This is a genomic window from Rhizobium sp. UBA1881 (assembly GCF_002338015.1).
In the GTDB taxonomy this organism is placed as follows: Bacteria; Pseudomonadota; Alphaproteobacteria; order Rhizobiales; family Rhizobiaceae; genus Rhizobium.
Genome location: NZ_DDHH01000190.1, coordinates 88,157 through 108,209 on the forward strand (window position 1 = coordinate 88,157; position 20,053 = coordinate 108,209).

20 protein-coding genes are annotated in these 20,053 nt (G+C 62.6%); 10 read left to right on the top strand and 10 right to left on the bottom strand.

Annotated features, from left to right (window positions below):
• The first annotated feature begins 11 nt into the window (after positions 1–11).
• Positions 12–1,379, top strand: a complete 1,368-nt coding sequence (locus B3605_RS23280) for a PleD family two-component system response regulator (RefSeq protein ID WP_112941532.1) — start codon at positions 12–14, stop codon at positions 1,377–1,379.
• 737 nt (positions 1,380–2,116) lie between these two features.
• Here B3605_RS23280 and rpmG read toward each other — a convergent pair.
• The 5 genes from rpmG to topA form a co-directional block, all read right to left on the bottom strand.
• A complete protein-coding gene (gene rpmG, locus B3605_RS23285) occupies positions 2,117–2,284 on the bottom strand; it encodes a 50S ribosomal protein L33 (protein WP_018900182.1) in 168 nt (55 codons plus the stop codon).
• A gap of 93 nt (positions 2,285–2,377) precedes the next feature.
• A complete protein-coding gene (locus B3605_RS23290; protein ID WP_018900181.1) occupies positions 2,378–3,562 on the bottom strand; it encodes an MFS transporter in 1,185 nt (394 codons plus the stop codon).
• Between the two features lie 279 nt (positions 3,563–3,841).
• The gene (locus B3605_RS23295; RefSeq protein ID WP_112941531.1) at positions 3,842–4,303 is read right to left on the bottom strand and encodes a DUF983 domain-containing protein; all 462 of its coding nucleotides are present in this window, start codon (positions 4,301–4,303) and stop codon (positions 3,842–3,844) included.
• Between the two features lie 32 nt (positions 4,304–4,335).
• Positions 4,336–6,705, bottom strand: coding sequence for a ribonuclease R (rnr, locus tag B3605_RS23300; protein ID WP_183794662.1), 2,370 nt, complete (start codon positions 6,703–6,705; stop codon positions 4,336–4,338).
• The gene (gene topA, locus B3605_RS23305) at positions 6,702–9,389 is read right to left on the bottom strand and encodes a type I DNA topoisomerase (protein WP_112941529.1); all 2,688 of its coding nucleotides are present in this window, start codon (positions 9,387–9,389) and stop codon (positions 6,702–6,704) included. Before topA ends, rnr begins: the two co-directional genes overlap by 4 nt.
• Before the next feature lie 257 nt (positions 9,390–9,646).
• Here topA and B3605_RS23310 point away from each other — a divergent pair, with 257 nt between their 5' ends.
• Positions 9,647–9,826 carry a hypothetical protein gene (locus tag B3605_RS23310; RefSeq protein WP_296436396.1) on the top strand — a complete coding sequence of 60 codons (180 nt, stop codon included), beginning with the start codon at positions 9,647–9,649 and terminating at the stop codon, positions 9,824–9,826.
• Between the two features lie 34 nt (positions 9,827–9,860).
• On the opposite strand, the gene dprA is transcribed toward B3605_RS23310, so the two are convergent.
• Genes dprA through B3605_RS23330 form a run of 4 tightly spaced genes read right to left on the bottom strand, consistent with a single transcriptional unit; the run spans position 9,861 to position 13,896 of the window.
• Positions 9,861–11,009: a DNA-processing protein DprA gene (gene dprA / locus B3605_RS23315; protein WP_112941528.1), complete on the bottom strand. Its 1,149-nt coding sequence runs from the start codon at positions 11,007–11,009 to the stop codon at positions 9,861–9,863.
• A 5-nt stretch (positions 11,010–11,014) separates the two neighbouring features.
• Positions 11,015–11,635 (bottom strand): glycerol-3-phosphate 1-O-acyltransferase PlsY, encoded by a 621-nt coding sequence (gene plsY, locus B3605_RS23320; RefSeq protein WP_112941527.1) that lies wholly within the window; start codon positions 11,633–11,635, stop codon positions 11,015–11,017.
• A gap of 18 nt (positions 11,636–11,653) precedes the next feature.
• A complete protein-coding gene (locus B3605_RS23325; RefSeq protein ID WP_112941526.1) occupies positions 11,654–12,943 on the bottom strand; it encodes a dihydroorotase in 1,290 nt (429 codons plus the stop codon).
• On the bottom strand, positions 12,940–13,896 hold the full coding sequence (locus B3605_RS23330) for an aspartate carbamoyltransferase catalytic subunit (protein WP_018900172.1): 957 nt from the start codon (positions 13,894–13,896) through the stop codon (positions 12,940–12,942). The genes B3605_RS23325 and B3605_RS23330 overlap by 4 nt, the downstream gene beginning before the upstream one ends.
• A 176-nt stretch (positions 13,897–14,072) precedes the next feature.
• On the opposite strand from B3605_RS23330, the gene B3605_RS23335 reads away from it, so the two are divergent.
• The 5 genes from B3605_RS23335 to B3605_RS23355 all read left to right on the top strand — a co-directional run bounded on the left by B3605_RS23335 (position 14,073) and on the right by B3605_RS23355 (position 17,775).
• Positions 14,073–15,722, top strand: coding sequence for an acyl-CoA dehydrogenase family protein (locus tag B3605_RS23335; RefSeq protein ID WP_296436386.1), 1,650 nt, complete (start codon positions 14,073–14,075; stop codon positions 15,720–15,722).
• Positions 15,722–16,342, top strand: a complete 621-nt coding sequence (locus tag B3605_RS23340) for a GNAT family N-acetyltransferase (RefSeq protein WP_112941524.1) — start codon at positions 15,722–15,724, stop codon at positions 16,340–16,342. Before B3605_RS23335 ends, B3605_RS23340 begins: the two co-directional genes overlap by 1 nt.
• Before the next feature lie 143 nt (positions 16,343–16,485).
• Positions 16,486–17,148: a TetR/AcrR family transcriptional regulator gene (locus B3605_RS23345; protein ID WP_047510546.1), complete on the top strand. Its 663-nt coding sequence runs from the start codon at positions 16,486–16,488 to the stop codon at positions 17,146–17,148.
• Positions 17,149–17,218: 70 nt separating this feature from the next.
• Positions 17,219–17,446 carry a hypothetical protein gene (locus B3605_RS23350; protein WP_162725030.1) on the top strand — a complete coding sequence of 76 codons (228 nt, stop codon included), beginning with the start codon at positions 17,219–17,221 and terminating at the stop codon, positions 17,444–17,446.
• Positions 17,443–17,775, top strand: coding sequence for a DUF6105 family protein (locus tag B3605_RS23355; RefSeq protein ID WP_018900167.1), 333 nt, complete (start codon positions 17,443–17,445; stop codon positions 17,773–17,775). The genes B3605_RS23350 and B3605_RS23355 overlap by 4 nt, the downstream gene beginning before the upstream one ends.
• Here the strand turns inward: B3605_RS23355 and ruvX are convergent.
• Positions 17,712–18,206, bottom strand: a complete 495-nt coding sequence (gene ruvX / locus B3605_RS23360) for a Holliday junction resolvase RuvX (RefSeq protein ID WP_112941523.1) — start codon at positions 18,204–18,206, stop codon at positions 17,712–17,714. The two genes, B3605_RS23355 and ruvX, sit on opposite strands and share 64 nt — an antisense overlap.
• Positions 18,207–18,325: 119 nt before the next feature.
• Between ruvX and B3605_RS23365 the strand changes: the two genes are divergently transcribed.
• The 3 genes from B3605_RS23365 to B3605_RS23375 all read left to right on the top strand — a co-directional run.
• Positions 18,326–19,030 (top strand): metal-dependent hydrolase, encoded by a 705-nt coding sequence (locus B3605_RS23365; RefSeq protein ID WP_112941522.1) that lies wholly within the window; start codon positions 18,326–18,328, stop codon positions 19,028–19,030.
• A 121-nt stretch (positions 19,031–19,151) separates the two neighbouring features.
• A complete protein-coding gene (gene gatC, locus B3605_RS23370) occupies positions 19,152–19,439 on the top strand; it encodes an Asp-tRNA(Asn)/Glu-tRNA(Gln) amidotransferase subunit GatC (RefSeq protein WP_018900164.1) in 288 nt (95 codons plus the stop codon).
• 54 nt (positions 19,440–19,493) lie between these two features.
• On the top strand, positions 19,494–20,053 hold a 560-nt coding region (locus B3605_RS23375), incomplete at its 3' end, for an amidase (RefSeq protein WP_296436392.1).

Here is a 20,053-nt window from a genome sequence, read left to right on the forward strand (position 1 = left end):
GAAAGAAGCTTATGACCGCGCGCATTCTCGTCGTTGATGATATCCCGGCAAACGTGAAGCTGCTCGAAGCGCGGCTGATCGCCGAGTATTTCGACGTGCTGACCGCGTCCGACGGTTATCAGGCTCTGGCGATCTGCGACCGCAACCAGGTCGATCTCATCCTGCTCGATATCATGATGCCGGGCATGGACGGCTTCGAAGTCTGCGAACGGCTGAAGTCCAACCCGAAGACATCCCATATTCCCGTCGTCATGGTCACCGCGCTCGATCAGCCGGCCGACCGCGTGCGCGGCCTGAAGGCCGGCGCCGACGACTTCCTGACCAAGCCGGTCAACGATCTGCAGCTGATCGCCCGCGTCAAGAGCCTGCTGCGCCTGAAGACGCTGAGCGACGAACTGCGCATCCGCGCCCAGACGGCGCACACGATGGGCATCGACGAATTGCTGCGCGCCGATCAGCGCGGCGACGAGGGCGGCCAGATCATGCTGGTCGATGGTCGCGCCAATTCGCAGGAGCGGATCATCAAGGCGCTGAAGCCGATCGGCAACGTATTTGCCATTTCGGATGCCCAGGCCGCCATCTTCGAAGCATCCGAAAATCCGTTCGACCTCGTGATCGTCAATTCCAATATCGACGACTACGACCCGCTCAGGCTTTGCTCGCAGCTCCGCTCGCTGGAGCGCACCCGTTTCCTGCCGATCCTGATCATCACCGAGCAGGGTGATGACGAGATGGTGGTTCGCGCGCTCGATCTCGGCGTCAACGACTACATCGTCCGCCCCGTCGATCCGAACGAGCTGGTGGCACGCAGCCTGACGCAGATCCGTCGCAAGAACTACAATGACCGCCTGCGCGCCAATGTGCAGCAGACGATCGAGCTTGCGGTCACCGATCCACTGACGGGCCTGAGCAATCGGCGCTATCTCGACAATCACATCAGCACGCTCTTCAATCGCTCGATGGCGCGCGGTCGCCCGCTGTCGGTGCTGATCGCCGATATCGACCGCTTCAAGCAGATCAACGACACCCACGGTCACGATGCCGGCGACGATATTCTGCGAGAGTTCGCCAACCGCGTCCGCTCCACGGTCCGGGGTGCCGATCTCGCCTGCCGCTATGGCGGCGAGGAGTTCGTCGTCGTCATGCCCGATACCTCGCCGGAGATCGCAGCCTCCGTTGCCGAACGCCTGCGCGGTGTCATCGAGAGCGTACCCTTCGTGGTGAAGGGCACGGGCCAGGAGCTGCAGGTGACGGCATCCTTCGGCATCGCCTCGCGCACGCCGCAGGTCATCACGCCCGGTCATCTGCTGAAGCAGGCCGACGTTGCGCTTTATGAAGCGAAGAACGGCGGTCGCAACCGAGTCGTCGCCGCGGCCTGATATTGGCATCGGCCGTTTAGCGCCCAAGACCCGCAGCGCATTGATCATCCACAGAAAGTTGAACGGGGCCAGTCCGGCCCCTGTGCGCGGATTAGCCGCAAGTAGTAGTGTCGGCTTTTGACCTCGGCGCTGCCCGCGACAGCCGATTTGAGCCAGCAGAGACGCTGTCGGCCTCAGAAGAAAATGTGAGGCGCCGTCACTTTGCTTAATCTGATTGGCGGATTTCGATGGTTTTCAGGCTGTTTCGTCGGTCTGCAAGCGTGGAGACTACTCGCTTATATTGTCCGTCTATTCTTGGTGCCGGATCTTATTCTAGCGCGAGGTTGCAGAAAATTACGCGAAACGGCGTCCCAAATCGGGACTTTTAACCATAAAATCAAGCTAATAAATCTCATCATTAAGAATTTGTTGATTTTCTTTCGTTTTCGCGCGAATGATCAATACATAGAAATAAAGCACTCCCTATGCGGGGTGCGCTGATACCCCATGATGCTCAGGTCCGCCGCATCTCCTGGGTCGTGGGGTCGGTCGGTCGGCAAGCAACATCTGCGGTTCCTCGTGCCGCGTTGCCTGTTGACCGACCCCCTTTCGCAAAACGCCGTCCTATCCGTTGAAACGGGCAGGGCGGCGTTTTCATTTGTGCTCTTTAGTCGAACTGGCTGCGACCGTATCGCAAGCAACAAAAAAGCGCGCAGCCTGGTGGCGCGCGCTTCTAAGCGGTCTACAGGATCAAGAAATTACTTGATCTTGGTTTCCTTGAACTCGACGTGCTTGCGAGCAATCGGGTCGTACTTGGTCTTCGTCATCTTGTCCGTCATCGTACGGCTGTTCTTCGTCGTGACGTAGAAAGAACCTGTGTCGGCTGTCGACAGCAGCTTGATCTTGATTGTTGTAGCCTTGGCCATGGTCGTCCTGCCTTTAATGAAATGAAAGCCGTTGGAATCCGTCTAGGCGCCTCGGCTAATTCTGGCGCGAAACTACGAATCTAGCTTGAAAAGTCAACCCCGCTTTCGAATGAAAAGCAGTCTGCCCGCCGAAAGCACTGCATAAACGCCGAAGAAGCCGGCAATCGCCCAGGCAAAGCCGTTGTTTCCGGCCACATCGATGGCCGCGCCGATGACTTGCGGGCCTGCAACGGTACCGACGGCATAACAGAAGACGAAGGCGGCATTGGCGGCGGCAAGGTCGGAACCGGTGAGGCGCGAGCCGAGATGGCTCAACCCGACCGTATAGAGGCCGGCCACGCAGCCACCCCAGAAGAGCAGGACGCCGGCCATCAGCACCCAGCTGTGCGAGAGCACGGGCAGCATCAGAGAGCCGATCAGGCCCATGAAGGCCATGCCGGCCAAGAGCGGGCGCTTGTCCTTCATCTTGTCGGAAAGCATCCCCACCGGGATCTGGAAGATCATGTTGCCGATCCCCATGACCGTCAGCAGAAGCGCCGCTTGAGTCTCGGTGAAGGCAGCGCGCACCGCGTAGATCGGAAACAGCGCCAGTCCGCCGGCTTCCACCGCGCCGAAAATGAAGACGGCGGCCGTAGCGCTCGGCACCAGGAAGACATAGCGCATGAAATGCAGCTCCGGCTTCTCTTCGAGCACCGGGCTTTCATGGCGTGCGACAAAGATCGGAATGGCCGCCATCAAAATGGCGCAGGCGCCGACGGCAAAGGGCAGGATGCCGTCGCTGCCGAGAACGGAGAAGAGCAGGGGGCCCGCCGCGAAGCCTAGCGAGAGCACGGTCGCATAGATGCCAAGCACGAAGCCGCGTTTCGATGGCGGCGAGGCGGCGTTGATCCAGAACTCGGAGAGAATGAACAGCGTGGTCGTGGCGCCATGGAAGGCGAAGCGCAGCGGGAACCACATCCAGAAGTCCTGCGCATAGTAAAAACTGACGGCGCTGATTGCCGACACCACCACTGCCCAAAGCATCGTCTGCGCCACGCCATAGGCATGGGCGAGCTTCGTCGTGATCGGCGCGGCCACCATAGCCGCGACACCAGCCATCGCCGTATTGAGACCGATCAGGGTCGAGGGGATGCCGCGCTTCTCAAGGATGATGCTCAGAAGCGGCAACCCCAGTCCGATCGCGATACCGACCGCTGAGATCGATGAAACGGCGGCTACCAGAGACGGCCAATGGATTTCTTCGACATCGCCCGGTGTGCCGTTTCGCGGCTGAGACATATATCCACCCCTACAGAACTGCTGCGCACAAACGCGACCCGAAAGCCACATCTGCCCCCATGGTCATGCCAGCCTCAGATGACGGCTCAGACCCAGATGACGTGTGTGCTTTACTAGATGAACAAGGTTGGCTGCAATGATCTGATTGCGGTGGACGAGATTCAGTCAAATAAGCCTACCATCGCACGCGTTGACATGGTGCCTCAAACAGAGTTCGCAGCACATCCGGCGCTGCTACACGCCAAATATGTCGTGATGGTGAAGGTTCAAGGAAAGTCTTCAGCCTTGATGCCGGCGGCCGGGGATTTCGTACTGATCCTGCTCATCGCTATGGCCGCCGAAACCATGCATCTTCAGCGCCCATTGCAGCCCGATGACCCCGCCCTTGATCGGCTGGATGATCAGCAGCGTGGCGAGCAGCGTCAGCGGCGTCCAGATGGCGAAAGTGAGCCAGAGCGGCATCGGCCAGATCAGATCGGTCATCATGTAGCCGGCGATGATCACGTGGCCGACGATGACGATGGTGATGTAGGGCGGCAGGTCGTCGGCGCGATGGTGGTGCATGGCTTCGCCACAGGCGGCACAATTGTCCACCGGCTTCAGGTAGGCGCGGAACAACTTGCCGCTGCCACAAGCCGGGCAACGGCCGAGAAGGCCACGCTTGATCGATTGGCCGAGCGGGCGCTTGGTTTCATCGACATCGCCGTATTGGATCGCCTGGCTGTTCGAGGTGGTCGTCATGACTGCACTTCCTTCCCGGCGTCCCAAAACGCCTATCGACGCCCTCTCGGGGGTCTTGTCCCGGCCTGCTTGCGCGCGCGGCTTGCGTCGCGGCGGCCGCCCTTGTGGAATGAACGCACGGCGGTGGGCATCTTGCGCCCCTCGCTCACCATCTCGAACCGAAGCGCGCCGGCCAGCGGAATGGCTTCCACCAGCTTCACCTTGACACTGTCTCCCAGGCGGTAGCCGAGGCCGGTCTTTTCACCTGACAGTGCCTGATGCGCCTCATCATAGATGAAGTAGTCCATTCCCAGTGTAGATATAGGAATGAAGCCGTCCGCTCCATAGTCCGGCAGGGCGACAAATAGTCCCGATTTCGTCACACCTCCCACGCGTCCATCGAATTCCTCGCCGATACGGCCGGCAAGGTGATGGGCGATGAGGCGGTCGACCGTTTCGCGTTCGGCGGCCATCGCCCGCCGCTCGAAGGTGGAGATCTCCGCTGCGATATCGTCGAGCGCCGCTTCTTCGTCGGGCGTGATCCCACCTTCGCCGAAGCCGAGCGAGCCGACGAGCGCGCGATGCACGATCAAGTCGGCATAGCGGCGGATCGGCGAGGTGAAGTGCGCGTACTTCATCAGGTTCAGGCCGAAGTGCCCGATATTCTCGGGGCTATAGATCGCCTGGCTCTGCGAGCGCAGCACCATCTCGTTGACCATCGTCTGGTGTGGCGTGTCCTCGGCCTTGGCGAGAATGCCGTTGAAGTTGTTGGCGCGCATGTTGCCGCCCTTGGCGAGCGTAATGCCGAGCGTTGCCAGAAACTCGCGCAGGATTTCCTGCTTGGAGAGCGACGGGCCGTCGTGCACGCGATAGATCAGCGGCTGCTTCTTCTTTTCCAGCGTCTCGGCGGCCGCGACGTTGGCCTGGATCATCATCTCTTCGATGAGCTTGTGCGCATCGAGACGCGGCGGCACGACAACGCGGTCGACGGTGCCGTCGGGCTTCAGCTGGATCTTGCGCTCAGGCATGTCGAGTTCCAGCGGCTGCCGGCGCTCGCGGCCACGCTTCATCACCTCATAGGCATGCCACAGCGGCTTCAGGATCGGCTCCAGCAGCGGCCCGGCCTTGTCGTCGGGATTGCCGTCGATCGCGGCCTGCGCCTGCTGGTAGGAGAGCTTGGCGGCACTCTTCATCATCACGCGATGGAAGGTGTGTCCCGCCTTGCGACCTTCCTTCGAGAAGGTCATGCGCACGGCCAGCGCCGGACGGTCCTGTCCCTCGCGCAGCGAGCAGAGATCGTTGGAGATCCGCTCTGGCAGCATGGGAACGACGCGGTCGGGGAAGTAGACCGAGTTGCCGCGCTTCAGCGCCTCGCGGTCGAGCGGCGAATTAGGGCGCACGTAGTAGGAGACATCGGCGATGGCCACAGTGACGATGACGCCGCCTTCGTTGTCGGGCGAGGGATCGTGCTCGGCATAGACGGCGTCGTCATGGTCCTTGGCATCAGCCGGGTCGATGGTGATGAGCGGCACGTCGCGCCAGTCCTCGCGGTGCGACATGGTCGCGGGCTTGGCGTCATCCGCCTCGGCAACCACGGCCGGCGGGAAGATATAGGGGATGCCATGGGCATGGATGGCGATCATCGAGATCGCTTTTTCCGAAGCGACCGAGCCCACGATCGAGAGCACCTTGGCGCGCGGCAGTCCGAAGCTGCGCAGGCGCGCGACTTCGACCTCGACCAGATCGCCGTCCTTGGCGTCGCCCTTGTCATCGGGGTCGATCAGCATTTCCTCGCCGCGCCGCTCGATCGGCAGCAAGCGTCCACCGCCGCCGGGCGCGTCCTTGAAGACGCCGAGCAGCGCGCCGCGGCGCTTGTCGAGGATCTTGATGATGCGCGCCGTATAGGCCGGACCGCCGCGATCGGTCGCGGCAAAAATCTTCGCGAGAATGCGGTCGCCCATGCCGGCGACGGGCGCCTTGCCCTTGCCGTTGCGGCCGGCGGGCGAGGAGGACTGCCGAATGGAGACGGCAGGCGCGACGCCCATCTCGTCCGACCATTCCGCCGGACGGCCGATCAGTCCGCCGTCCTTGTCGCGCGTGGTGATGTCGAGCACGGTGACCGGCGGCAGCGCGCCGGGGCGGATCAGCGACTTGCGCGTCTTCTGCAGCATGCCTTCCTGTTCGAGATCACGCAGCAGGTGCTTGAGCTCGACGCGGCTGTCACCCTTCAGCCCGAAGGCCTTGGCAAGCTCGCGCTTGGAGGCCTTCTGCGGGTGATCGGCGATGAAGCGCAGGATCACTTCGCGCGAGGGAAGCGCGCCGTGCTGGATGTTGAGTGGCTCGACGGCGGGCGCCCTGCTGGAGCGTCCCGTCTTGTCGGGACGCTTGCCCATGCCCTTTGGTTCCCGCGGGATTCTGGTCACTCTTCGCTCTTTTTCTTCTTTGCGGGTGCCGCAGCTTTTTTGGCGGGCGCCTTGGCTTTTGCCTTCGGCTTGGCGGCTGCCTTTGCCGGCTTCTCGTCATCGCTCGCCGCAGCCTTGGCCTTCGCTTTCGGCTTCGCCTTGCTCTTGGCCGCCGGCGCCTTGCCGGCCTTGGCGGTGATCAGCGCCACGGCTTCCTCGACGGTCAGCGCCTGCGGGTCGGTGCCCTTGGGCAGCGTCGCGTTGACCTTGCCCCAGTTGACGTAGGGGCCGTACTTGCCGTCGCGCACGGTGATTGCGCCGCCGCCATCGGGATGCTCGCCGAGCTCCTTCAGGGCGGCCGCTGCCGTGCGACCACGCCCGCCGGGACCCTTCGCGGCCTTTTCGGCGATCACGGTGACCGCGCGGTTGAGGCCGATGCTGAAGACGTCCTCGACGGTCTCGAGATTAGCGTAACCGCCATCATGCAGCAGGAACGGTCCATAACGGCCGATGCCGGCCGAGATCATCTTGCCCGATTCCGGATGCTTGCCGATATCGCGCGGCAGCGAAATCAGCGCCATCGCCTTTTCATAGTCGATATCCTCGGGCTTCCAGCCCTTCGGCAGAGAGGAGCGTTTGGCCTCCTTGCCGTCGCCGCGCTGGACGTAAGGCCCGAAGCGGCCTGAGCGCAGCGTCAGTTCCTCGCCTGTGACGGGATCGGTGCCGAGCGCCTTCGGCTCGTTCAGCGCAGCACCCTCTGCCTCCGCGCCGCCTTCGGAAGAAAGCTGGCGCGTGTAATTGCACTCGGGGTAATTCGAGCAGCCGACGAAGGCGCCGTACTTGCCGAGCTTCAGCGACAAGTTGCCCGTGCCGCAGACCTGGCAGATCCGGGGATCGCTGCCGTCCTCGCGCTTTGGAAACACCAGCGGCGCGAGCGATTCGTTCAGCGAATCGAGAACGTTGGTGACGCGCAGTTCCTTGGTGTCTTCGATCTGCGCGAAGAAATCCTTCCAGAAGTCGCGCAGAACCTGCTTCCAGTTCAGCTCGCCGGCGGAAATCCGGTCGAGCTTCTCTTCGAGATCAGCCGTGAAATCGTACTCGACATACTTGGTGAAGAAGCCTTCGAGGAACGCCGTCACCAGCCGTCCCTTGGAGTGCGGGATCAGCTTGCGCTTGTCGATGATCACATATTCGCGGTCGCGAAGGGTCGCGAGCGTCGCGGCATAAGTGGACGGGCGGCCGATGCCGAGCTCTTCCATCTTCTTGATCAGCGACGCTTCCGAGTAGCGCGGCGGCGGTTCGGTGAAGTGCTGGCTCGAATTGATCTTCTGCTTGGCGAGGTTTTCGCGCGCATTGATCTCCGGCAGGCGGCCATCCTCGTCGCCGTCGTCGCTCTGCTCGCCGTCTTCCTTCTGGTCCGTATAGGCGGCGATAAAGCCGTCGAAGCGGATGACGGAACCGACGGCGCGCAATCCGGCCTTCTCGCCGTTGTTGTCTGCGATGATCTCGGCGGTCGTGCGCTCGATCTCGGCCGACGCCATCTGGCTGGCGATACCGCGCTTCCAGATCAGGTCGTAGAGCTTGATCTGGTCGGCGTCGAGATACTGGCGAACCTTGTCCGGCGAGCGGTTGAAGTCCGTCGGGCGGATGGCTTCGTGGGCTTCCTGGGCGTTCTTCGCCTTGGTCGAATAGAGGCGGGCCTTCTCCGGCAGGTAGCGCTGGCCGAACTGGTCGACGATGGCGCCACGCGCCGCATCGATCGCTTCGGGCGCCATCTGCACGCCGTCGGTACGCATGTAGGTGATCAGACCGACCGTCTCGCCGCCGATGTCGAAGCCTTCGTAGAGCTTCTGCGCGACCTGCATGGTGCGCGATGCCGAAAAGCCGAGCTTCGAGGAAGCGGCCTGCTGCAGCGTGGAGGTTGTGAAGGGTGGTCCCGGGTTGCGCTTGACTGGCTTGGCCTCGACGGTGTCGACGACGTAGGACGCGCCTTCGAGCAGCGCCTTCAGCTTGCCGGCCTCGTCGCCATTGCCGATCGAACGTGCCTGCAACCGCTTGCCATTCGCCGCAACCAGCTTCGCCTCGAACTCGTCACCGCGCGGTGTCTTCAGCAGCGCCGAGATGTTCCAGTATTCCTCGGAGACGAAGCGCTCGATCTCGGATTCGCGGTCGCAGACGAGGCGCAGCGCCACCGACTGAACACGTCCCGCCGAGCGGGCGCCGGGCAGCTTGCGCCAGAGCACCGGCGAAAGATTGAAGCCGACCAGATAGTCGAGAGCGCGGCGCGCCAGATAGGCGTCGACCAGCGGCACATCGATATCGCGCGGCTCGGCCATCGCGTCGAGCACGGCCTTCTTGGTGATCGCGTTGAAGACGACGCGCTTGACGGTCTTGCCGCCGAGCACGCGCTTCTTGTTCAGCATATCGAGCACATGCCAGGAGATCGCTTCGCCTTCGCGATCAGGGTCGGTTGCGAGGAACAGGCCGTCGGAGGACTTCACCGCGTCGGCGATGTCCTTCATACGCTTGGCCGAGGCCCCATCGACCTCCCACAGCATTTCGAAATCCTGGTCGGGCAGCACGGAGCCGTCCTTGGCGGGGAGATCGCGGACGTGGCCAAAGGAGGCGAGCACCTTGTATCCGGGTCCCAGATACTTGTTGATCGTCTTGGCCTTCGAGGGCGATTCCACCACTACAACATTCATGATGATTCTCTAAAAATGGATGCCAGCCGGCCTATATCAGGGCAGAGGACCTGCCGTGTCACGGTCGCCGGTTCTCCGACATGGACAGGGAATTCGTTTCGGTCAAGTACTTTGAGTGCATTTTTACGCATTGCAACGCGTTGCAACCAAAAGACGATATGACGCATATTGCAATTTCTGATTATTGCGATATCGTTTTTCGCGTGTGGTTCAGGCTGCGACGATCAACCCTTCCCAATTGGGGCGCGAGTGCTTTCATGACGGTTAAGTACGCAAAGAAGGATACCGGCCGATCCGGCTCCCGCGAGAACATTGCCTTCATCCGCCAGATGCTCGCCGAGTTGCGTCAGGTGGCGGAAAAGGAAAAGGCCGACATGCTCTGCTATCTGATCGAGATGGCATATGTCGAAGCCGGCGATCTCCAGGCTCGTATGTAAGTGGCCCGGATGTAACTCGCCCATATGTAAGTCGTCACACCTCCATTGCAATGGACACCATCCCGCCTGGGTGTCGGTGCAGCCGCCCGGCAATGTCGAGCTCCAGCAGCACGAGATAGACGGCCGAGGCGCTGAGCTCCGTGTGCCGGATGATATCGTCGATCTCCACGGGCGTCGGCCCAAGAGCGTCGATGATGCGCGCCCTGTCGGTCTCATCAGGCGGCAGCAGCGACGATCCGCCGCCGCGTTCCGGCTCCTCGGCAAGCGGCGCGGTAAACAGGTCGAGCTGCGATATCGGCGCAAGCGCGCTGATGACATCGTCCGGCGCGGTAACGATCATCGCGCCATCCTTCAGCAACCCGTTGGTGCCGTGGCATCGTGGATCGAGCGGCGAGCCGGGAACCGCAAAGACCAGCCTGCCGAACTCTCCGGCGAGCCGCGCCGTGATCAGCGAGCCCGATCGCGTCGCTGCTTCCACCACGACCGTCCCAAGCGAGATGCCGGCGATCAGCCTGTTGCGTCTCGGAAAGTCACGTGCGCGAGGCTCCCAGCCGAACGGCATTTCACTAACGGCCAGGCCGTTGCCGTTCCAGATTTCCTCAAGCAGTCCGGCGTTTTCGGGAGGGTAGGGCTGATCGAGCCCGCCAGCCATGGCGGCGATCGTGCCGGTGTCGAGGCTGGCGCGATGGGCGGCCGTATCGATGCCACGCGCAAGGCCGGAGATAACAGCATAACCGACACGCCCGCATTCTCTCGCGATCATCGCCGCGAACTTCGCGCCTGATATCGAAGCATTGCGCGAACCGACGATGCCGACGGCCGGCTGCGCCGTTGCCGCGAGATTTCCTTTTACCGCGAGCAGTGGCGGCGCCCCGTCGATCTGTTTCAGCGCCTGCGGATATTCCGGCTCGCCGATGCCGACAAAGCGCGCGCCGAACCTGTGCGCCGCATCGAGTTCCTTCAGCGCTTCGCTCTCGGTGGCGATCCGGATCGCCCGCGTTGCGCCGCCGCGTGCCGAAAGGCCGGGCAGGGCGGCAAGCGCTGCTTCCGCAGAACCGAAATGATTGATGAGATCACGAAAGGTGGCCGGGCCGACATTGTCGGAGCGGATGAGACGCAACCAGGCAATCCTTTGCCTGTCCGTCAGCGCAATTCCTTTTGGCCTTGCGCTGCGTGCGTCCATCTATCCTATCCCTTTGCCCCGATCTTGCTTTCCGTGCCGCTCAATAGACGGCTGATGTTGGCCTTGTGCTTCCAGTAGGAGATCACCGTCATGATCGCCATGATCGCTGCAACCTTCTCTGCACCCAGTATCCACAATGCAACCGGAATGACAAGCATTGCAACCAGTGCGGAAAGAGAAGAATAACGGGTCAGGAAAGCAACGCCGAGCCAGACCGCCGCGAAGGCGAGAACCATCAGCGGTGCGACGCCAAGCAGCGTGCCGATATAGGTGGCGACGCCCTTGCCGCCCTTGAAGCCGATCCAGACGGGGAAGAGGTGGCCGATGAAGGCGAAGAAGCCGGCGATGACGGCGGCTTCCGAGCCGAAGAAGTAGGAGACGATCCACGCCGCCGCCGATGCCTTCAGCGCGTCCAGCAGCAGCGTCGCCGCCGCCAGCTTCTTGTTGCCGGTCCGAAGAACATTGGTCGCGCCGATATTGCCCGAGCCGATGCTGCGCACATCGCCGAGCCCGACTGCGCGCGTGAGGATCAGTCCGAACGGAATGGAGCCCAGCAGATAGCCGATGGCGGCCGCCGCCAGCGCGATTTGCCAGGTGATCTGCCACGTCATGAGATCAGCGCCCATGTTCCCCCACTTGTCTTCTTATAATGTATGCACGCACTGGCCGGCGACATAGGTCGCGACCGCACGTCCGCTGAAGCGCGCGTCCTCGAACGGCGTGTTCTTCGAGCGCGAGAGAAGCATGTCCTTGGCGACAATCCAAGGCTCTTCGAGATCGATCAGCACGATATCCGCCTTGGCGCCGGGCTTCAGCGTGCCAGCATCGAGGCCGAAGATCTGCGCCGGCCGCGTCGACATCGCATCGATCAGGCGCATCAGCGTCACATGCCCGCTGTGGTGCAGGCGAAGCGCTGCCGCGAGCATGGTCTCGAGCCCGACGGCACCGTCGGCAGCCTCGCCGAAGGGCAGGCGTTTGGTATCGACGTCCTGCGGGTCGTGCGAGGACACGATGATATCGATCGCTCCGCGCGCCAGCGCATCCACCATCGCCACGCGATCGTCTTCCGAACGCAGCGGCGGATAGAGCTTGAAGAAGGTACGGTACTCGCCGATGTCGTTTTCGTTGAGCGCCAGATTGTTGATCGAGATGCCGCAGGTGACCGTCGCGCCACGGCTCTTCGCCAGCTCGATCGCCTCGACGGATTCGGGCACCGAGATCATCGCCGCGTGGTACTTGCCGCGCGTCAGCTTGGCGATGCGCAGGTCACGCTCCAGCGGGATCAGTTCTGTCTCGCGCGGAATGCCGCTGAGACCGAGCCAGCTTGCGAACAGCCCCTCGTTCATGACGCCGCCGGCGGCCAGATGCTGGTCGCGTGTTTCGCAGGAGATCACCGCGCCGAATTCGCGCGCATAGGTCATCACCCGGCGCAGAACCTGCGCGTCGTGGATGCTGGAGCGGCCGTCGGTGAAGGCCACCGCGCCGGCTTCCATCAGCATGCCGATCTCGCTCATCTCCTCGCCGGCGAGACCCTTGGTGATCGCCGCTGCCGGATAGACATTGACCAGCGCTTTGTCGCGGGCGGTCTTCTTCACGAACTCCACCAGCGCGATGTCGTCGATCACGGGATCGGTATCGGGCATCATGATGATCGAGGTCACGCCGCCCGCGGCAGCGGCCCGGCTGGCCGACTCGATCGTTTCGCGATGCTCGGCTCCAGGCTCGCCGATATGGACGCGCGCATCCACGAGACCGGGTGCCGCGACAAGCCCCGTGCAGTCGCGCACCGTCGCGCCGGCGGGCACGGCCTCGTTCAGCGCATCCTTGCCGGATGCGACGATCACGCCGTCCTCGACGACGATCGCGCCGACTTCGTCCAGATTGCGGGAGGGGTCGATGATGCGAACGTTCTTGAAGACGATCGAGTTGCTCATGCGCCGGCTCCTTCGCTGCGGGGACCCTGGTTCTGCGAGATCAGCAGCGTTTCCATGACAGCCATGCGTACGGCGACACCCATTTCGACCTGTTCGGCGATCACGCTCTGCGGCCCGTCAGCGACCTCGGAGGCGATTTCCACCCCGCGGTTCATCGGTCCAGGGTGCATGACCAGCGCATCTTCCTTCGCCGCCTTCAGCGTTTCCGCGTCGAGACCGTAGAAGTGGAAGTATTCTCGCACCGACGGCACGAAGGCGCCGGACATGCGCTCGCGCTGCAAGCGGAGCATCATGACGACGTCGGCGTCCTTGAGGCCTTCCTTCATCGAATGGAAGACCTCGACGCCCATGTCGGCGATCCCGGCAGGAAGCAGCGTGGCCGGTGCCACGACGCGAACCCTGGCGCCCATGGCGTTGAGGAGCAGGATGTTGGAGCGCGCCACGCGCGAGTGCAGCACGTCGCCGCAGATGGCGACGATGATGCGAGACAGCTTGCCCTTGGCGCGGCGGATCGTCAGCGCGTCGAGCAGCGCCTGTGTCGGATGCTCGTGCTGGCCGTCGCCGGCATTGACCACCGAGCAGGAGACCTTCTGCGCGAGCAGTGCCGCGGCGCCCGCGCTGGAGTGCCGGATAACCAGCACGTCGGGGCGCATCGCGTTCAGCGTCATCGCCGTGTCGATCAGCGTTTCGCCCTTCTTCACCGAGGAATTGCCGACCGACATGTTCATCACGTCGGCGCCGAGGCGCTTGCCGGCAAGCTCGAAGGAGGCCTGCGTGCGGGTGGATGCTTCGAAAAACAGATTGATCTGCGTCAGTCCCCTGAGGGTCGACGTCTTTTTCTCTCGCTGTCGACTGATCTTGACGGCCTCGTCGGCCTTGTCGAGGAGAAAGGTGATATCCTGCTCTGTGAGCCCTTTGATACCGATGAGGTGGCGGTGGGGAAAGAAGACCATGAACCTGCCTCTATGCTGTCGTCAGCGGCTCTATAAAGAGTGCGTGCGGCGGCGGCAAGCATGCGCTGTGGGCAAACCGCGCTCTCCCCCTGCAATTTTGTCGCAATTGGGCTAAAGCACAAGGAGTGCCAAACTTCCGGTTTCCCTTTGCCCGCCTCATACTCTAGAAGCGATTCATGACATCCGCTGAAGAAAAACTCGCCGAACTCAACCAGCCGAGCCTTTGGTCCGGCATCAACGCCTACAGGTCCGATCCGCTGATCGTCGACCTCACTAGTGCGTTGCCGCGCGGCATTCGCGATGATCTCGACAATATGGGCCGCTACGTCACCTCGCCGGAAGCGCAGGAACTGGCGCGCATGGCAAACCAGGGCGTGCCGCAGCTGCGCACCCATGGCCCGCGCGGCGAACGGCTCGACGTCGTGGAATTTCACCCGGCCTGGCACGCGCTGATGCGCCGCTCCATGTCCGTTGGTCTTCATTCGTCCGTCTGGGACCCGCAGGCCGATGCCGAGGCGAAGGACCAGGCGCACAAGATCCGCGCAGCTCGCTTCTATCTCTCCTCGCAGCTCGAGACCGGCCATCTCTGCCCGATCACCATGACGAGCGCGTCCGTTGCCGCTCTCTCCGCGTCGCCCGCCGTCCAGAAGGACTGGGCGCCGAGAATCCTGTCGCGCAAATACGATTCGGCGAACAAGCCGGCCATGCAGAAGTCCGCCGTCACCATCGGCATGGGCATGACCGAAAAGCAGGGCGGTACTGATGTCCGCTCGAACACGACGTCTGCCGAAAAGGTCAGCGAGGGCATCTACCGCCTGTCGGGCCACAAGTGGTTCATGTCGGCGCCGATGAGCGACGCCTTCATCATGCTGGCGCAGACCAAGGAGGGCATGGGCTGCTTCCTGGTGCCGCGTCTGCTCGAGGACGGATCGGCCAACGGCCTGCAGTTCCAGCGCCTGAAGGACAAGGTCGGCAACCGCTCGAACGCCTCGTCCGAGGTCGAGTTCAGCGATACCTTCGGCTTCCTGCTCGGCGGTCCGGATGCCGGTGTTCGCACCATCCTCGACATGGTCACGCTGACGCGCCTCGATTGCGCGCTGGCATCCTCTGGCATCATGCGCGCCTCGCTGGCGGAAGCCGTGCATCACACCCGTGGCCGCAGCGTCTTCGGCAAGATGCTAGTCAGCCAGCCGATCATGACCCGCGTGCTTGCGGACATGGCGCTCGACGTCGCCGCCGCGACAGCACTCTCCTTCCGTCTCGCCGACGCCTTCGACCGCGCGCGCGGCAGCGCCGAGGAGGCCGCCTATGCCCGCGTCATGACCCCGGTTGCCAAATACTGGTGCTGCAAGATCGCGCCTGCGCTCATTTATGAAGCGATGGAGTGCATCGGCGGCAGCGGCTACATCGAGGAGCGCCCGATCGCCCGCCATTACCGCGAAGCGCCTGTCAATGCGATCTGGGAAGGCTCGGGCAACGTCATGGCGCTCGACGTGCTGCGTATCCTGAACCGTGGCAAGGATCTCTTCGAGACCGTCTTCGCAGGCCTTGCGAGGGATCTCGGCCCGGCCGGCAAGAAGACCATCGACGTGCTGCGCGCCGCCATGGCGCTTTGCGAACGCGACGAGGGCGCTGCCCGCCTGCTCGTCGAGCAGCTGGCGCTCGCGGCCGGTGCTGCCGAACTCTATCGCCTGGGGGCAGGGCGCATCGCCGATGCCTTCATCGAAACCCGTCTCGCCGGCGGCTGGCGCTCCACCTACGGCATGCTCGATAGCCGCTTCGACGCCAGCTACATCGTCGATCTCCTCTATCCGCCGGCATCCTGATGACGACAACGCTGCGCCAAGCCCGACTCGACGATCTCGATCAGATCTACAACATCTCGCTGGTCACGGGCGACGCCGGCCAGGACGCAACGTCACTGCATGGTGACGGTAAGCTCATCGGCCACATCTATTCCGCGCCTTACGTGACGCTCAGCCCTGAAACGGCCTTCGTGGTCGAGGATGAGGAAGGCGTGGCGGGCTACATCGTCGGCGTCTACGACACCCGTGCGTTCCAGGCCCAGCTTGAGCGCGACTGGTGGCCGGCGCTGCGCAGCGCCTACCCGGGCCCGCAAAGCGATCCCGAACTCTGGAACGCCGACGAGAAACGCATCGCCGCCATCCACCATCCTTCGTCGACGCCATCGGCGATCATCGACGCGTTCCCGGCGCATATCCATATGAACCTGCTGTCGCGTCTGCGCGGGCAGGGGATGGGAACGAAGCTGCTCGACCTGTGGCTCTCGCAGGCGAGAGACGCCGGCGTGAAATCCGTGCATCTCGGCGCCAGCGCAACGAATGCCGCCGGTATCGGCTTCTGGGGCTCCCGCGGCTTTACGCGCCTCGGTCCGTCGCTCGTCGAACCGTCCGAGCGCACCGTCTGGTTCGGTCAGACGCTCTGATCAATGTCGCCGATCGGCGACATTGCGCTGCCGGGCCTCGCATGGCCTGAAAACAATCCACAATCTTTCAAGGGGTTCGCCGTTGCCGGTTCGGAGCGGTGTTGTTACTCACCGATGAGTGACACCTGAAATCCGAGTCCCTGATGCTGAATGACCCCATGCCTTTGACCCCCATCGCCAGCGCACCGCAGGCCGAACCGGAAAAGCGTGTGCGTGACCGTGGCGCGACAGAAAAGGCGATCCTCAACGCCGCCAAGGCGCTGCTTGCGGAAGAGGGGTTCCAGAACTTCGGCATCAACGCCGTGGCCCGCAAGGCCGGCTGCGACAAGCAGCTGATCTATCGCTACTACGGCGGCCTCAACGGGCTGGTCGACGCGATCGGCGCCGATCTCGGCACTTGGGTGAAGGACCGCATTCCTGAAGATACCGGCGGCATGTTCCTGCTGACCTATGGCGACCTGATGGAACGCCTGTCGCTGCTCTTCCTGCAGGCGCTGCGCGACGACCCGCTGATGCGCCGCATCGTCGCCTGGGAGGTCTCTGAAAACACCGAGCAGGTCCGCCGCCTCTCGGAAGCGCGCTCCAAGGCGCTGGCCACTTGGCTGGAGCGCATGCGCGGCTCGCTGACGCCACCCAAGGGCGTCGACGCCGTCGCCGTCAACGCGATTCTCATCGCCGCCATCCAGCATATCGTCCTTTCGGCATCAGCCGGCGGGCAGTGCGCCGGTCTGGCGCTGAAGGCATCGAAGGACTGGGAGAAGGCAGAAGCGGCACTGAAACGCATCGTTCGCGGCGTTTACGGCTGAATGGGCCTAAACTTTCCCACAGCCTCCCGCTTCGCCGTTAACCTTAACAAATGGTTTACGTTGCGCCGCAGTGTTTAAGAAGTCAGGTTACCAGGCAGTTTCAAAGTTTGAGTTGTCTGGAACCATGCGAACCAAAATCGCGAGAATCATGTTCCTCGTTGCCGCGATGATGTTCTTTGCCGTGCTCGCGCTCGATATCGCGGTGCCGGCCCTGGTGCTGGGTTTGATGGCATTATCGACATGGCTGGTCTCGCTTGATCTGCCATTCGCAAAGCGACAAAGAGGGGCGACCGCATGAAGTGGTTCCTGATCTTCTGGGCCGGTCCGATCGTGTTTCTGGCGGGCTGGTACTGGCTATCCTACTACGACATGAGCTTCGGCATCTTCATGCTCACGCGCCAGGCCCATGACCTGACCTTCCAGGTCTATGCCAATATTCTCGGCATTCCGGCCGAAACCATCCCGCCGCTGGTCGCCCGCGCCGTCGTTGTCGATAGCCTCGTGGTGTTCGCCATCATGGCCTTCCGCAGGCGCAAGAAGATTGCCGCCTGGTGGCGGGGACGTCAGGCGTCCGGTTCTTCGAGCGCTGCCCTTCCAAGCAAGGACAGCCTGTCCAGAGCGCCCTGAAGAATGAAGCTCGCGGCCGCCGAATCGATACGTTCGGCACGCTTGGCGCGTGACACATCCATCTCCAGCAGCGCCCGCTCGGCGGCAACCGTCGACAGCCGCTCATCCCAGTAGACGAAGGGCAGGGCCGTCTTCTGCTCCATGTTGCGCACGAAGGCGCGCGTGGCCTGGACGCGCGGTCCCGCCGATCCGTCCATATTCATCGGCAGGCCGATGACGAAGGCCGCGACTTTTTCCTTCTGGGCGAAGCTCAGAAGCACCTCGGCGTCGATGGTGAATTTCTCACGCTTGATGACTGGACGGGGTGTCGAGAATCGCCGGCCGAGATCCGACATCGAAAGCCCGATCGTCTTGGTGCCGAGGTCGAGACCGGCAATTGCCTGTCCCGGCTGAAGTGCGGCCGCCAGTTCCTCGATCGTCAGCACCGTCATCGTCGTTTCATCCCGTCAAAAGAAATTGAAGCCTCGACCGCTTTTCTTTGCGGCGGTATCGGTTATCTCCATACCCATCGACACAGGCTTTTGCATCACTTAATAAAAGGACAGATTTCATGAAGATCACTTGGCTAGGCCATTCAGCCTTTCGCATCGAGACCGCGAAGGCAACCATCCTTCTCGACCCGTTCCTGACGCATAACGGCTCCTTCGCCGGCCAGGACATCAAGGACGTGACCGCTGGCGTCACCCACATCCTGTTGACCCACGGCCACGGCGACCACGTCGGCGACACCGTCGCCATCGCCAAGGAAACCGGCGCTGTCGTCCTCGCCAACGCCGATCTCGCCTCCTGGCTCGGCACCAAGGGGATTTCGAAGATCGAGATGGGCAACACCGGCGGCACGGTTCCGCTCGGCGGCTTCTCCGCCACCTTCACCAACGCGCTGCACTCCTCCGCCCAGATCACCGAGGACGGTGTTTCCCACGCGCTCGGCAGCGCCAATGGCCTGATGCTGCACTTCGACGACGAAGCCTCGATCTTCGCCATGGGCGACACCGACATCTTCTCCGACATGGCGCTGATCAACGAGCTGCACCAGCCCGATATCGGCCTCGTCCCGGTCGGCGACCGCTTCACCATGGGCGGTGCCGTTGCCGCACTCGCCTGCCAGCGCTACTTCAACTTCAAGACCGCCATCCCCTGCCACTACGGCACTTTCCCGATCATCGACCAGACGCCTGAAAAGTTCGTCGCCGGCATGGATGGCGCAAAGACCGAGGTGAAGGCGATCAAGCCGAGCGAGAGCGTCGTTCTCTGACGCAATCGCACTTCGCCCTCAGTTGAAAGGGCGGAAATCTGAATGAACGAAAGGCCATGCCCGTTGCACACAGCGGGCATGGCCTTTATAGCGTGTGGGAAAATCCCATCCGGAGAATATGATGTCCGTCGACCTAGCCACCGTTAAGCGCGTTGCGCGCCTTGCCCGTATTGCCGTCTCCGAAGATGAGGCAAACCGCATGGTCGGCGAGTTGAATGGGATCCTGGGCTTCGTCGAGCAGCTCTCCGAAGTCAATGTCGAAGGCGTCGAGGCGATGACCTCGGTCACGCCGATGCTGATGAAGAAGCGCACCGACGACGTCACCGACGGCAACAAGGCCGCCGATATCGTTTCCAACGCGCCCGTTACCGATCAGAATTTCTTCCTGGTGCCCAAAGTCGTCGAATAAGGCCTTGCGCCGCTTTCCGACCTCGTTGCCATTCAAGATTTGAAGCGAACCATCATGAGCGAACTCACCAGCCTGACCATCGCCGAAGCCCGCACCAAGCTGCGCGCCAAGGAAATCAAAGCAACCGAACTCACCGAAGCCTATATCTCGGCGATCGAGGCGGCCAACGACAAGCTCAACGCCTATATCAAGGTGACGCCTGAAAAGGCCCTGCAGATGGCCGAAGCCTCCGACGCCCGTCTTGCCAGCGGCAAGGGTGGCGAGCTCGAAGGCATTCCGCTCGGCATCAAGGATCTCTTCGCCACCGAAGGCATCCACACCCAGGCCTGCAGCCACATCCTCGACGGCTTCAAGCCGCATTACGAATCGACCGTCACGCAGAACCTGTGGGACGACGGCGCCGTCATGCTCGGCAAGCTGAACATGGACGAGTTCGCCATGGGCTCCTCCAACGAGACCTCGCATTACGGCGCGGTCATCAACCCCTGGCGCGCCGCAGGCTCGAACCAGCAGCTGGTTCCCGGTGGTTCCTCGGGCGGCTCGGCCGCAGCCGTTGCAGCCCATCTTTGCGCCGGCGCCACCGCAACCGACACCGGCGGCTCGATCCGCCAGCC

What these genes read in the sequence shown, in the direction of transcription:
- B3605_RS23280 (WP_112941532.1), top strand. Translation starts at nt 12, where the DNA reads ATGACCGCGCGCATTCTCGTCGTTGATGATATCCCGGCAAACGTGAAG.
- rpmG (WP_018900182.1), bottom strand. Translation starts at nt 2,284, where the DNA reads ATGGCCAAGGCTACAACAATCAAGATCAAGCTGCTGTCGACAGCCGAC.
- B3605_RS23290 (WP_018900181.1), bottom strand. Translation starts at nt 3,562, where the DNA reads ATGTCTCAGCCGCGAAACGGCACACCGGGCGATGTCGAAGAAATCCAT.
- B3605_RS23295 (WP_112941531.1), bottom strand. Translation starts at nt 4,303, where the DNA reads ATGACGACCACCTCGAACAGCCAGGCGATCCAATACGGCGATGTCGAT.
- topA (WP_112941529.1), bottom strand. Translation starts at nt 9,389, where the DNA reads ATGAATGTTGTAGTGGTGGAATCGCCCTCGAAGGCCAAGACGATCAAC.
- B3605_RS23310 (WP_296436396.1), top strand. Translation starts at nt 9,647, where the DNA reads ATGACGGTTAAGTACGCAAAGAAGGATACCGGCCGATCCGGCTCCCGC.
- dprA (WP_112941528.1), bottom strand. Translation starts at nt 11,009, where the DNA reads ATGGACGCACGCAGCGCAAGGCCAAAAGGAATTGCGCTGACGGACAGG.
- plsY (WP_112941527.1), bottom strand. Translation starts at nt 11,635, where the DNA reads ATGGGCGCTGATCTCATGACGTGGCAGATCACCTGGCAAATCGCGCTG.
- B3605_RS23325 (WP_112941526.1), bottom strand. Translation starts at nt 12,943, where the DNA reads ATGAGCAACTCGATCGTCTTCAAGAACGTTCGCATCATCGACCCCTCC.
- B3605_RS23330 (WP_018900172.1), bottom strand. Translation starts at nt 13,896, where the DNA reads ATGGTCTTCTTTCCCCACCGCCACCTCATCGGTATCAAAGGGCTCACA.
- B3605_RS23335 (WP_296436386.1), top strand. Translation starts at nt 14,073, where the DNA reads ATGACATCCGCTGAAGAAAAACTCGCCGAACTCAACCAGCCGAGCCTT.
- B3605_RS23340 (WP_112941524.1), top strand. Translation starts at nt 15,722, where the DNA reads ATGACGACAACGCTGCGCCAAGCCCGACTCGACGATCTCGATCAGATC.
- B3605_RS23345 (WP_047510546.1), top strand. Translation starts at nt 16,486, where the DNA reads ATGCTGAATGACCCCATGCCTTTGACCCCCATCGCCAGCGCACCGCAG.
- B3605_RS23355 (WP_018900167.1), top strand. Translation starts at nt 17,443, where the DNA reads ATGAAGTGGTTCCTGATCTTCTGGGCCGGTCCGATCGTGTTTCTGGCG.
- ruvX (WP_112941523.1), bottom strand. Translation starts at nt 18,206, where the DNA reads ATGACGGTGCTGACGATCGAGGAACTGGCGGCCGCACTTCAGCCGGGA.
- B3605_RS23365 (WP_112941522.1), top strand. Translation starts at nt 18,326, where the DNA reads ATGAAGATCACTTGGCTAGGCCATTCAGCCTTTCGCATCGAGACCGCG.
- gatC (WP_018900164.1), top strand. Translation starts at nt 19,152, where the DNA reads ATGTCCGTCGACCTAGCCACCGTTAAGCGCGTTGCGCGCCTTGCCCGT.